Annotated in this window: 13 protein-coding genes; 5 read left to right on the top strand and 8 right to left on the bottom strand. The window is 59.7% G+C overall.

Annotation, left to right across the window (positions count from 1 at the left end):
* Positions 1-195: 195 nt before the first annotated feature.
* Complete coding sequence (locus G5315_RS19510; protein ID WP_421333792.1) at positions 196-1,188, bottom strand: TDT family transporter; 993 nt, start codon at positions 1,186-1,188, stop codon at positions 196-198.
* Positions 1,189-1,290: 102 nt separating this feature from the next.
* Here G5315_RS19510 and G5315_RS19505 point away from each other — a divergent pair, with 102 nt between their 5' ends.
* Positions 1,291-2,196, top strand: a complete 906-nt coding sequence (locus G5315_RS19505; RefSeq protein ID WP_421333790.1) for a LysR substrate-binding domain-containing protein — start codon at positions 1,291-1,293, stop codon at positions 2,194-2,196.
* Positions 2,197-2,291: 95 nt separating this feature from the next.
* Here the strand turns inward: G5315_RS19505 and nfo are convergent, their stop codons facing one another.
* The 5 genes from nfo to G5315_RS19480 form a co-directional block, all read right to left on the bottom strand.
* Positions 2,292-3,134: a deoxyribonuclease IV gene (nfo, locus tag G5315_RS19500; protein ID WP_421333788.1), complete on the bottom strand. Its 843-nt coding sequence runs from the start codon at positions 3,132-3,134 to the stop codon at positions 2,292-2,294.
* A 317-nt stretch (positions 3,135-3,451) separates the two neighbouring features.
* Positions 3,452-3,781, bottom strand: coding sequence for a YbaB/EbfC family nucleoid-associated protein (locus G5315_RS19495; protein WP_005333445.1), 330 nt, complete (start codon positions 3,779-3,781; stop codon positions 3,452-3,454).
* Between the two features lie 114 nt (positions 3,782-3,895).
* Positions 3,896-6,502, bottom strand: coding sequence for a DNA polymerase III subunit gamma/tau (dnaX, locus tag G5315_RS19490; protein WP_421333786.1), 2,607 nt, complete (start codon positions 6,500-6,502; stop codon positions 3,896-3,898).
* Between the two features lie 172 nt (positions 6,503-6,674).
* Positions 6,675-7,220, bottom strand: coding sequence for an adenine phosphoribosyltransferase (gene apt, locus G5315_RS19485; RefSeq protein WP_005352403.1), 546 nt, complete (start codon positions 7,218-7,220; stop codon positions 6,675-6,677).
* Between the two features lie 134 nt (positions 7,221-7,354).
* Positions 7,355-7,732: a YbaN family protein gene (locus G5315_RS19480; RefSeq protein WP_064335934.1), complete on the bottom strand. Its 378-nt coding sequence runs from the start codon at positions 7,730-7,732 to the stop codon at positions 7,355-7,357.
* A 123-nt stretch (positions 7,733-7,855) separates the two neighbouring features.
* Between G5315_RS19480 and dusC the strand changes: the two genes are divergently transcribed.
* The 3 genes from dusC to G5315_RS19465 all read left to right on the top strand — a co-directional run bounded on the left by dusC (position 7,856) and on the right by G5315_RS19465 (position 10,146).
* Complete coding sequence (gene dusC / locus G5315_RS19475; RefSeq protein ID WP_421333784.1) at positions 7,856-8,800, top strand: tRNA dihydrouridine(16) synthase DusC; 945 nt, start codon at positions 7,856-7,858, stop codon at positions 8,798-8,800.
* Positions 8,801-8,897: 97 nt separating this feature from the next.
* Positions 8,898-9,266: a TraR/DksA family transcriptional regulator gene (locus G5315_RS19470; RefSeq protein WP_019445807.1), complete on the top strand. Its 369-nt coding sequence runs from the start codon at positions 8,898-8,900 to the stop codon at positions 9,264-9,266.
* 154 nt (positions 9,267-9,420) lie between these two features.
* Positions 9,421-10,146: a substrate-binding periplasmic protein gene (locus G5315_RS19465; protein ID WP_421333782.1), complete on the top strand. Its 726-nt coding sequence runs from the start codon at positions 9,421-9,423 to the stop codon at positions 10,144-10,146.
* 117 nt (positions 10,147-10,263) lie between these two features.
* On the opposite strand, the gene yjjG is transcribed toward G5315_RS19465, so the two are convergent.
* Together yjjG and G5315_RS19455 are read right to left on the bottom strand one after the other, a co-directional pair.
* Positions 10,264-10,944, bottom strand: a complete 681-nt coding sequence (gene yjjG / locus G5315_RS19460) for a pyrimidine 5'-nucleotidase (protein WP_421249974.1) — start codon at positions 10,942-10,944, stop codon at positions 10,264-10,266.
* A gap of 22 nt (positions 10,945-10,966) precedes the next feature.
* Positions 10,967-12,457, bottom strand: a complete 1,491-nt coding sequence (locus G5315_RS19455) for a M17 family metallopeptidase (RefSeq protein WP_421262568.1) — start codon at positions 12,455-12,457, stop codon at positions 10,967-10,969.
* A gap of 46 nt (positions 12,458-12,503) precedes the next feature.
* Here G5315_RS19455 and G5315_RS19450 point away from each other — a divergent pair.
* A partial coding sequence (locus G5315_RS19450) for a hypothetical protein (protein ID WP_421207280.1) occupies positions 12,504-12,702 on the top strand: 199 nt, incomplete at its 3' end.

Below are 12,702 nucleotides of genomic sequence, written 5' to 3'. Positions count from 1 at the left end.
AATCCATAGCAAATAGCCCGCCACGGGTGCCACATCAAAAAACCATAAAAAAATGCCCCGCACTGCGGGGCATTTTGCTCGTTACACAACCAGGGTGGAGGCTCTTTGTCCATCCATCGTATGACTGGTCGTTTATCCCGTCGCTCTCGGAGCGCACTGCTTATCCATTTCCCGATGTCACATCTTCTTCAAGATTTAACGGTGAGCGCCCTGGCAGGCCATGCCGTTGTTCATTTCTGTATCACGCTGCGGCAGAAAAAACATCAGGTAACGCAGTGCCACATACCCGACGATGACGGTAGCCACCCCCAGCTCGAAGTGGGCCAGCAGTCTGATCTGCTCGACGTAGTGACTGCCTTGCGCAAACCCTTCAACCAGATGAGCCACTTTGAACAGGGCGGTGGCACCGATCACCAGCGGGAAGGTGAAGGCGGCATAACCCGGCGAGAAGGGCAGACGCAGCAGTTTGATGAAGGCCAAATAGATGATACCGGTCATCAGGATGGCAATCCCCAACAGCACGGCCACCAGCAGCAGTGACGGCTCCTGGCTGACGGTCAGGTAACCGGCCAGAGAAAGGCTGGCAGGAGCCGCCAGAATGGCGATGGTCGGTTTGGCGGCATCCGGCACTTCATGGCTGAAGATCAGGCGATAGAGCATCAGCGGCAGCATCAGGCCATAGCAGATGATCCCGAACCAGAGCAGACCGTTGGCCAGCGGGGCAAACTGCCCCCCCGGGAAGGCGACGTCAGCCACGATGATCCCCACCGGCGGCACGAACCAGCTCGGCACCATGTGGTGAATTTCAAACTCTTTGGCACGATGCCAGATAAAGGTGGCCAGGAACAGCAGGTGAACCGCCACGGCAAACAGCCAGAGGGCCTCGCCCGCTTGCGGCGCAAGCATACCGAGCGCTTTGGAGACCACCATGGTGCCCATGGCATAGGTCGGTACCACACTACCCACCACAGGGTGAGCGAGATCCTGCAACAGCAGACGGGGGTGAAGCAGAAACTTGAAGGTCAGGATCACCAGCAGCACGGCCGCAATGGCAGCGCCCAGCAGTTGCATCCGGCCATCGAAGTGACCGGCATTTTCCCAACACCAACCAAGGCTGGCGATGCCCAGCGCCAGACCCGCCATGGGGGTTGGGGCGGCAGCCAGTGATTTACGGGTTCTTGCGATCATGATGACACCTTTCTATTGATGACGATGGCGATAGGATAATGGTCCCTTATCGTTTACGATATCTAAATGAATTAAATCAATCATTCAGGAAAACCAAACACGATGAAACTGACCCTGCAGCAGCTGAAAGTGTTCGCCACCATTGCCCGCTATGGAAACCTTGGCCTTGCCGCCAACGAGCTCTGCCTGAGCAAGGGGGCCGTCTCCCAGTCGCTGCAGGAGCTGGAGCGCCAGCTCTCCACCCCGCTGTTTGACCGCATTCACCCCAGATTGCAGCTCAACAACGAGGGGCGCCTGCTGCAACCGGCCGCCGAAGAGCTGCTGACCCGGATGCAGGATATCGAGAACCTGTTCAGCCCCGATGCCGAGCCGAGCGGCCAGTTGCGCCTTGGTGCCAGCCAGACCATCGGCAACTACCTGCTCCCCACCCTGCTCGCCAGCAGCAAACAGGAGCTGGGACTCCCCCCCAAGGTGACCATCAACAACACTCACCTGCTCTGCCATGCGCTGGCCAACTTCGAGCTGGATATGGCGCTGATCGAGGGGGAGAACCACCACCCCGACCTGCTCGCCGAACCCTGGCTGCAGGACGAGATGCTGGTGGTGGCTCCCCCCGGTCACCCGCTTGCCAACAAGAAGGAGCTATCCCTCTCCCGACTGGGGGGCGAGACCTGGGTATTGCGTGAAGCGCAATCGGGCAGCCGCGAGCAGTTTATCCAGCAGGTCCAGCCCGAGCTGCCCCGCTGGCAACCAGGGCTTGAACTCAACACCCTGGAGGCGGTGATGCTGGCGGTCGAGAAAGGGCTTGGTATCTCTTTTATCTCCCGGCTGGCAGCCTCGGATCGCCTGGCAGATGGGCGGCTGATCGCCCTGCCCCTCTCCCGCCGCTTCCCTCGCCAGCTCTCCCTTATCTGGCACAAGCAGAAGTATCACTCCACCTCCCTGCGCCACTTTATCCACTTCTGCCGGGCTCAGGTGAACAATGCCGAAGTGAGCCGTGCAGAGTAACGCCCGCTCGAAACGCCGCTGGTAGACCCGCCCGCCAATAACGGAAAAGCAGAGAGGGAGCCACGGCTCCCTCTCTTTGATTCGCTTGTTCGGTATCACTGCGCCAGACTGCGCAACCAGCAGATCTCCTCGCCCCAAATAGACTCGTCTATGGTCTCGAGGATCAGCGGAATGCGATCGAAGCGATCATCATTCATGATGTGGTGGAATACTGCCTCCCCCAGATTGCCCTCGCGCAAGCTGTGGTGGCGATCGACACGGCTACCGAAGGTGCACTTGGCGCCGTTGATATGCATCCCCTTGAGATAATGAAAACCCACCGTGCGGTCGAACTCGGCAAAGACGGCAGCGCAGCTCTCGGCAGTGCGCAGATCGTAGCCAGCGGCAAAGGCGTGGCAAGTATCGAAACAGATCCCGACCCGGCTCTTGTCCTCCACCCCTTCGATGATGGTGGCAAGGTGCTCGAACGACCAGCCGAGGTTGGTCCCCTGCCCGGCGGTATTTTCGATTACCGCCGTCACCCCTTCACTGCGCTCCAACGCCCAGTTGATGGACTCGCTCACCAGCTTGAGGCTGGCCGCCTCGGGAATTTGCTTGAGATGACTGCCGGGATGGAAGTTCAGATAACAGAGCCCCAGCTGCTCGCAGCGCTTCATCTCGTCGAGAAACGCATCGCGGGATTTGGCCAGACCATCGGGATCCGGGTGGCCCAGATTGATGAGGTAACTGTCGTGGGGCAGGATCTGCTCCGGCAGAAAACCGGCCTTGTCACAAGCCGCCTTGAAGGCACGGATGGTGGCATCCGACAAGGGGGCCGCCTGCCACTGACGTTGATTCTTGGTAAAGAGGGCAAACGCGTTGGCCCCGATGGCCTGGGCGCGGGCGATGGTATTCTCCACCCCGCCGGCCGCACTGACGTGGGCTCCGATATATTTCATACAATCTCCTCGATACGGCAAGCCGCCATTATGCCGATCCAGCCCGGCCACGCCAAACCGGGATATCCGATAGCGGGTATCGACAAATAGTGCCGCCTATACAAGGCGCTGCGTTTCATGGCGTAATCGGCCTTCGCTGTGGCAACCTCTCCCCAGAAGGGATAGTTAGAGCACGCCCGCGCCAGCATGGCGCCCATAAAAAAACGCAGCGTATCGCCTGAGCAATAACGCTGCGTCTTTGGGTCTCTCGGCCGTCCCCCTTGCCGTGACCCGAATGGCCAGCGACAAGGGAGCAAGAATGCGCGGGGAGAGTCGCCTTAGAACGGCATCTTGAAGCCTGGCGGCAGTTGCATGCCACCGGTCAGTTCGCCCATCTTGGCCTTGTTCTGCTCTTCCACACGGCGCACGGCATCGTTGCAAGCGGCGGCGACCAGATCTTCCAGCAGCTCCTTGTCATCTTCCATCAGGGAGGGGTCGATCTCGATGCGACGGACGCTATGGCTACCGGTCATGGTGACCTTGACCATACCAGCACCGGCTTCACCGGTCACTTCCATCTGAGCCAGCTGCTCCTGCGCCTTCTGCATACGCTCTTGCATCTGTTGGGCCTGTTTCATCAGGTTCCCCATTCCACCTTTACCAAACATATGTCGTCTCTCGTCTTGAAATCCGGCATCCAGCGCCGGGCTGTGGGCTTGTCTGTCCTAGATGGGGACAGCCAAACTGCTTTTCAACCGGAAGCAAGCTCCCGGCCACGGAATTTAGCGGTTGAGGGGCTCGATGCTCTCGTGATGGAGCACGGCACCAAACCGCTGAACTAAAAACTGCACGTTGGGATCCTGCTCCAGATCCCGGGTCACCTGCTCGCGCACCCCGAGATAGAGGCGGTGTTCGATCTCGAGGGGGGTCTCCTGGTCAGGCACCACACCGAGCGTCACCTCGACCTGCACCGGTTGACCCAGCGCCGGCCCGATGATCTCGGCCAGATCGGCGCGAGCCTTGTCGCTCACCAGATGGCGCTGCTCGGGCTTGAGGGTTAGCAGTACCTTGTCCCCTTCTCGCGTCATCACCGAGTTAATGGCCAGCTGGCGCAGCCGCCCTCCTACCTGAGTATGGGCAATCAACTCGGCCCAAGCGTCACCGCAACCATTGAGTAGCGAGGAGGGGATAAGGCGAGTCGCCTCTCCCTCTTGCGGCTCACTGTCGCTTTCGAGCTCATCCCAGTCGATGGTCTCCATCACCGGCTGAACGGGCTCATCCTGCGTCACAGGGGTAGCAGCCACCGCCGTGCTGGCAACGGGTGGCTGGGTCGCTGGGGCGGGCGTCAACGCAAGTACCCCAGCACTGCGCTCACCGGGTAGATAGCTCGGCTGCCCGTCGAGATCCCAAGGTGGCAGATCGGTTGGCTGGGCCGGTGCCGTGACGGGGGCGTGGCTCATCACCGGAGTCTGCCCGGCAAAGCCCTGATTGAGGTACTCTTCGTATTCCCCGTTGTCACCCTGCGGCTCGTAACCGTCGCCATAGAGATCCACCGGTGGCAGATCATCATAGTGCCCCATCGTCGCCATCCCCTGCCCGGCCGGTTGGCTGACCGGAGCTGGCTGTTGGGTGACGACCGGTGCAGCGGCGGGCGCGACAGGGCGCGCTGGCGCAACCGGCACAGCGCGCGGCGCGGGTACCGCCGGGGCATCCTGACCACGCTGGCGACTGCGCAGCATATTTCGCTTGCCAAGCAGGCTCTGCATGCTCGATACCGCTGAAACAGCTTCAGGTGCGCTAACCGGCGCGGTTGTCGGCTCGAGCGCGGGCTCGATGCTGGCAGTCAGCGACTCGCCACGGGAATGGTCCGCGTAGGCTGCGGCAGAAGCTTGTTCATCAGCATCTGCGGGCTGTGCAACCGAGTGCGCAGACACATCGGGCTGCACATGGGTCAACGCGGGCTCGGGTTGATACCCCATGCCTGCGGCTTCGCGCAGCAGCTCATCCTGCTGGCTGAACAGCTCGGCGGCTTGGGTCTCCTCCTCGCTGTCGGCGGGGTTGCCGATGTCATCCGTCATCGCAGGCAGGGAGACATCAACTGCGGGCACTGCACTGATAGCAACAGGCGTGCTGGCAACAGGGCTGGCTAGCGGTGCGGGCACGGCGCCGCTGATCGGTGCCAGTGCGGCCGATTCAGCGGCCGGGCGCTTTCCCGGCAAGGAGGCTACCGGAGTGGCGCTGCTCGCCGCACTGCTCGTCATTGACGGGGGCAATGCAGTGAGGCTGGCCGGATGCAGGGCATCGCGCCTTGGCGAGAAGGCGAGCATCCGCAGGCAGGTCATCTCCAGCGCGGTGCGGCCATCGGGGGCCCAGGGCAGATCTTTACGGCCACCCAGCACGATCTGGTAGCAGAGCTGCACCTCTTCTGGGCTCATCGCCTTGGCCAGTTGCAGCAGGGAATCGGCATCCGCCCCCTGCTCCTGCACACTGGCAGGCAGCAGCTGCGCCATGGCGATGCGATGGAGCAAGCCTTCCAGCTCGGCGTGGAGCTGATCAAAATCGGGGCCCAGGGTGGCGATCTCGGTGATCTTGGCCATGGTCGCTGGCGCATCTTGCCGCAAAATGGCTTCCAGCAGCTGGTGCAGATGGCGGTGATCGAGCGTGCCCAGCATCGCCAGCACGCTGTCGAGGCGCACGCTACCATTGCCGTGGGCCAGCGCCTGATCGGTCAGGCTTAGTGCATCGCGCATACTGCCGTCGGCGGCTTTGGCCAGGGCCAGCAGGGCGCGTGGCTCGAAGGGCTGCCCCTCCTGATCCAGCACCCATTCGAGCTGCTTGGCGATCTGGGTCTGATCCAGACTCTTCAGATGAAACTGCAGGCAGCGCGAGAGAATGGTAATGGGCAGCTTCTGCGGATCCGTGGTGGCCAGCAGAAACTTCACATAGGGGGGCGGCTCTTCCAGGGTTTTCAGCAACGCGTTGAAGCTGTGGCGCGACAACATGTGCACTTCATCGATGAGGTAGACCTTGAAGCGGCCGCGGGCCGGGCGGTACTGCACGTTGTCGAGCAGCTCACGGGTATCTTCCACCTTGGTGCGGGAGGCCGCGTCAATCTCCAGCAGGTCGACAAAGTTGCCCTGATCGATCTCGCGGCAGGTATCGCAGACGCCGCACGGGTGGCTGCTGATCCCCTGCTCGCAGTTGAGGCTCTTGGCCAGAATACGGGCGATGGTGGTCTTGCCGACCCCACGGGTACCGCTCAGCAGATAGGCGTGATGCAGCCGTCCCTGATCCAGGGCGTTGGTCAAGGCGGTCAGCACATGTTGCTGGCCTACCACTTGTTCAAACGTATGGGGGCGCCATTTACGCGCCAGAACCTGATAGCTCATAAATCCATCATGCAGGGAAGACAGGGCATTGAGGCCGGATGCTAACACAAATGGCGGGCTGGCTGTATCGGCTATCGGTGAGAGCGGGAGGGATCGCTTGATTTTCAAACCGATGCCCGCACGGGCACCGGTTCAATGCAGGCCCGATGCAGAGGATCGGGCCGAAGAGGCATTACTCGCCGGCCAGCTCGACCAGTGAGACTACCTTGATGCCAGCAGCAGTCAGGCGGGCATCGCCACCCAGAGACGGCAGGGAGATGATGAAGGCCGCATCGGCAACTTCACCACCGGCACGGCGGATCAGCTTGACGGTCGCATCGACGGTACCGCCGGTCGCCAGCAGATCGTCCACGACCAGCACCTTGTCACCGGGCACGATGGCATCGGTGTGCAGTTGCAGGGTGTCAGTGCCGTACTCGAGGGCATAGGACTCCTCGATCACTTCGCGCGGCAGCTTGCCCGGCTTGCGGACCGGTACGAAGCCCAGCCCCATGGCATAGGCAACCGGGGCGCCAAAGATGAAGCCGCGGGCTTCGGTGCCAACAATCTTGGTGATCCCTTGATCACGATAGTGATTGGCCAGCAGATCGATGGTGGCCTTGAAGGCCTCGGCGTTCTCGATCAGGCTGGTGATGTCACGAAACAGAATGCCCGGCTTCGGATAGTCGGGAATGGTCTTGATGCTTGCTTCGATAAATTTCAGGGTTTCCGGATTCATGTGTTGACCGCTTATTTTTTTGACCCAGGGGTGGCCATTTTTTCTCAATTCCCTTCTGCGGGAAATAAAAAAGCCTGTCACGCAAAAATGACAGGCCGACTCCATAGCATTATTGCTGCAATAGCTTAGGGACTTCACTTCACCATTGCAACTGGCTCCAGCACCGGCAGGCGCATTAACCAGGTGAGCAGGATCACCATTATGATAACCAGCAACCCCTTGACCCACAGCAGTGGCACCACCGCCAGCGACACCGAAAAGGTGAGCAAAATGAAGATAATGGCGCGCCGTCTGGCCTGACGACGAATGCCGCGATACTGTTGCCAATCCACGATGGGCGGGCCAAACCAGGGATGGGTCAACAGCCAGCGATGAAAACGGGGCGACGAGCGGGCAAACAAAGCGGCAGCCAGCAACATGAAGGGGGTAGTCGGCAAGAGCGGCAGCACAATGCCCACAATACCGGTGGCAAATGCCAGCCACCCGAGCGCCATCAGACACCAACGCTTCATTCCGTCTCCTTGCGTGATTTATCTCCCTCTAGCCTAACAGAGTTTGAGCGGGTGCTGACAGCGGGCCGCAACCCCACTACAATCTGCGCTCTTTTTTCTTGCCACTCTCGTCGGAAAGCTGTTATGCGCGTTATTTTGGCCCCCATGCAGGGGGTACTGGATCACCTGATGCGGGAGGTACTCACCTCCGTCAATGATTACGATCTCTGCGTGAGCGAGTTTATCCGGGTCGTCGATCAGCGGCTGCCCGCCAAGGTGTTCTACCGCCTCTGCCCTGAACTGCTGCAAGATGGCAAAACCCGCGCAGGTACCCCGGTGCGGGTACAACTGCTGGGGCAACACCCCGAGTGGCTGGCCGAGAACGCCGTGCGCGCCATCGAGCTGGGCTCCCCCGGCGTCGATCTCAACTTCGGCTGTCCAGCCCCAACGGTCAACAAGAGCAAGGGTGGCGCTGTGCTGCTCAAAGAGCCCGAGACCATCTACCGCATCGTCAAGGCGGTGCGCGAGGCGGTGCCCGCCCATCTGCCGGTGAGCGCCAAAATTCGCCTCGGTTACGATGACAAGGATCTCTATCTGGAGAACGCTCAGGCGGTCTTCCAGGGGGGCGCCAACGAGCTGGCCGTTCATGCGCGCACCAAGCGCGAAGGGTACAAGGCCCCCGCCCACTGGGAGTATGTGGACGCCATTCGCCGCGCCCTGCCCATCCCCGTCACCGCCAACGGCGAAATTTGGGATCACAAAGATGCCCTCGCCTGCGCCAAGGCCTCGGGTTGTGATGCCCTGATGGTCGGGCGCGGCGCCATCTCCCTGCCCAATCTGGCCAACGTGATGAAAACCGGCTGCCCGCACATGAGCTGGGCCGAGGTGCTGCAGTTGATGGTGAGCTATACCGAGCAGGATCTGGCCAGCGAAAAAGCCGACTACTACCCCAGCCGCATCAAACAGTGGTTCAGCTATCTCAAGCGGGAATATCCCGAAGCGGACCAGCTGTTTCAGGAGATCCGGGTGCTCAAAGAGACGGATCCGATCCGCGATGCCCTGCTGCAAGCAGCCAAAAGCCACGGCTAACCACGTTTAACTTGACGCATATCATCTTGATAGAGTTATCGGATCCCTATACTGCCCCAAATCTGTCGTCTGTCCTGTGGGGGATAATGTGTGTGAAATGACGCAAGCACAGTTGACTGTCTGGCGTAATCGCCTGCTGTCAGACTGGGCCCAAGTACGAGAAACGCTGATCGGTCAGCTCAAAGCCTGCCGCCGTGACGAGTGGGCCGAACAGGTCGGTCACTGCGAGCAGGATCAACTGGTGGAACTGACCAGCCGGCTGGATCTGCCGAAGGTTGAGCAGAGCGTGGCCCGCCTCAAGCGGATCGATGCGGCACTCTGCCAGATGGATCTCGGCCTCTATGGCCTCTGCTCCGATTGTGAAGAGCCGCTTTCCATCGAACAGCTGGAACAGGATCCGACCCTGCAACGCTGCCCGCGCTGCGAAGCCCGCTATCGCAAGGGATTCCACGCCCACGAACTGTGAGGGATGCACATCTGTGCATCCGCTCAACCCTCAGCACTGGTTACTCCGTCGTTCCTGTCCAATACTCACCGTATCAGCCTGTTCGAGGGTATGCGTTGTGTACAGACTCTTGTTGTTATGGTGTTTGTGTTGCCAGGCTACGGCACAGGAGTCATTGGTCGTAGGCTGGGTCGACTGGCAGCCCTTCAGTTATCGCAATGAACAGCAACAGCTCCGCGGACTGGATGTGGAGCTGCTCAACGCCATCTTCCTGCGGGCCGGTTATCAGGCCAAATTCAGTGAAATGCCCTGGGCTCGCGTGCTGCACGAGCTGAAATTCGGCACGGTTCAACTGGCCATGTCAGCCAATATCACCGCCGAGCGGCAGCAATATGCCCGCTTCAGCCACCCCTATCGGGAAGAGGAGACGGCCATCGTCATCCGTCGGCAAGATGCCGATCGCTGGCGCGGGATCAACACCCTGGAGCAGTTGATCAACACCCCTGACTTCCATATCGGGGTGCTCAAGGGCTTTGATTACGGCAATACCTTCCGCCATTTGATGGCAAGGCCCGAGCTGCAGCCCCGTTTGCAGATGCGCCTGCGGCTGGATCAGTTGCTGAAGATGTTGCAAGGGGGTCGGATCCAGGGGTTTATTCTGGACCCCCACGGACTGCAGGAGTGGCAGGGTAAGGATGGCGTGCAGGACAAGCTGTATATTCTGCTGCATATCGAACAGACACCGGTTCACCTGATGCTGAGCAAAGAGAGCACCACAGAAGCGCAACTGCAGCGGATCAATCAGGCTATCGATAAATTGAAACAGAGTCCCGACTATCAGCAGATCCTCGATCGCTACCAGTTCAAATCCCTGCATTCACAGGAAAACACTCATAAGTAAGGGGAGTATCTGCTCCCCTTGCAGTCTCAAGCAAACCCAATCCTGTCTCAAACAGCCCTGGTTGCAACTTGCCAGGACGTTTTGGTCACCGATAACGTGATGGATTACTCCTGCCTGTCAGCGTCCCAGCACAATGTCGGCAAGGTGGGCGAAGTGGTGGATCTCGTGGGTCGCATCGCATTCCCCCGAGTGCCGCCTCGGGTTATACCAGCAGGTGGCCAATCCCTGTGACGCAGCCCCGGCAATATCAGTTTTCGGATTGTCCCCCACCATTAGCACTCTGGCCGGATCCGGCTTCCCCATCAGGGAGAGGGTGTGCTGGAAAATAGCCGGCGCCGGCTTGGTCACCCGGATCTCGTCAGAGATCACCAGGGGCTCGAACCACTCGCTCCAGCCCAGTTTTCCAAGTCTGCCACGTTGGGGGACGCTGAAACCATTGGTGATGATCCCCATCCGCACCTTGCTGCGCAATTGCTGCAGGGTCTCGACCACCCCTTCGAGGGGCATGCTAAGGGCAATGATTTGCTCCAGAAAGGTATTGTTCATCGCCATGGGGTCGGCGGCAACTTGCTGGGCAAAGAGGGAGAAGCGGGTCTGCTGCAGCACTGTCGCATCGATCTCGCCATCGTTGTACTGCTGCCAGAGCTCATGGTTGATAGCATGGTACTGCGCCATGCTGGCGTCATCGGCCTCCACACCATAGATCTGCAGAGTTTGCACCAGTGCCTCGGCGACCGGGAAATCGAGCAGGGTTTCATCCAGATCGAACAGCACCCAGTCATAGCTTGGTTGTTTCACAGAAATCCTTTTATCAGTCAGATTATTCGGAAGCTGAGTGCCCCACTCGACCGAGTGGGCCAGCCAGCAGATCCAGCGTGAGCCGCACACCAAAGCCGGTCACTTCGCTGGAGACCACCCCATTGCCCCCCTTGTTGCGAAAACCGCTCAGGTCGAAGTGCAGCCAGGGGGTCTGCTCGGGCACGAAGTGGGCGAGGAAACGAGCCGCATCAATGTGATCCGGCGAACTGCCTGGTGCACACTGCAACAGATCGGCCCACTCGCTCTCGATATTTTCATCGTAATCCTCATCGAGCGGAAAGGGCCAGACTCGTTCACCGCTGTGCTGACCCAGCTTGACCAGCGATGCCAGCCATTCGTGGCGATTGGTAAAGACGCCGCTATAGCGACTGCCCAGTGCCCGCTTGCAAGCGCCGGTCAGAGTCGCATAATCGATCAGCAGATCCGGGGTATCCTGCGCCGCCATCGTCAGAGTATCGGCCAGCACCATTCGTCCCTCCGCATCGGTATCCACCACTTCGATGGTGAGACCATTCATCGCTGTCACCACTTCACCCGGACGATAAGCCTGGGGACCGATATGATTCTCGGCAATCGCCAACCAGCAGTGAACCTCATAGGGCAGCTGAGCCCGACTGATGGCATAAAGGGTACCCAACGCCACCGCACTGCCCCCCATATCGAGATGCATGCCATACATGCTGCCGGAAACCTTGAGGTTATAGCCACCTGAGTCATGGCAGATCCCCTTGCCCACCAACGCAATGCGGCGTACCGGCTTGGACGGGTAGTAGCTGAGCTTGACCATGGCCCCCTGATTATCTTCCGAACCGCGGGCTACCGCCAAAAAAGCCCCCGCTCCCAGCTCGGCCAGCTGCGCCTGATCGTAGTGATGGCACTGCCAACCTTCATCCTGAGCCAGCTGGCTGACGAACTCGCGATAGCTGGCCGCAGTCAGCTCCGAGGCGGGTAACACCGCCAAATGACGAGCCAGCCCATTGCCCCCTGCTTCGCTGTAGATACGAGCGAGATCCAGCACTACAGCAGGAGAGACCGACACATGCTGATAGTTCCAGCCACTTTCGCTACGGCTTTTGCTGGTCGGCAACGGTAGATTGGCGGCCAACAGAGCCGACAACATCAATTCAGCCAGCATCACCCGCTCTGAGGGGGAGAACCCCTCCAGATGCAGCCCGAGCCGCTCTACCTTGAGCCCGGAGAGCGGGGCTATCCAACCTCTGACCTGCTTATAAAGACGGTGATCCCGCGTCACATTGCCGGTCACCAATATGACCAGCAACAGGGTGGAACCATGCATCAGGGTGAAAGGTGCTTTTTGCCCAAGCGCCAACTGGGTGTTGATCCCCGACAGGGCCGGTAGCGACAGCAATACCTCCTTTTGCTCTTCGGCGATCAGCAGCAGTTGCAATGGCAAGCCCTGTGAAAGGGTCTCGGTCAGCGTGGCATCCCGGCTTTCAATAGCAGGAGGAAGATAGGTAAAAGGAGTGATCACAGGCGCGTGCCTCATCCATGAAGAGATATCTGATGATACCTAACAAATGGTCGAGACGACCAGTTATGGTCTTGAAAAAGCGCAGGAAACAGCATTAATCGCCATCGGTTGCATACCCGATGGAGATATATTCAATGTAATGAGGGGGAAAAGAAGAAAACTATCAGGAAGTTGGTTGCGGGGGCCGGATTTGAACCGACGACCTTCGGGTTATGAGCCCGACGAGCTACCGAGCTGCTCCACCC

The sequence above is a fragment of the Aeromonas sp. 603607 genome, from assembly GCF_049171595.1.
GTDB lineage: Bacteria > Pseudomonadota > Gammaproteobacteria > Enterobacterales > Aeromonadaceae > Aeromonas > Aeromonas veronii.
Note: the sequence above shows the minus strand (reverse complement) of the source record. Positions and strands in the feature narration are given on the sequence as shown.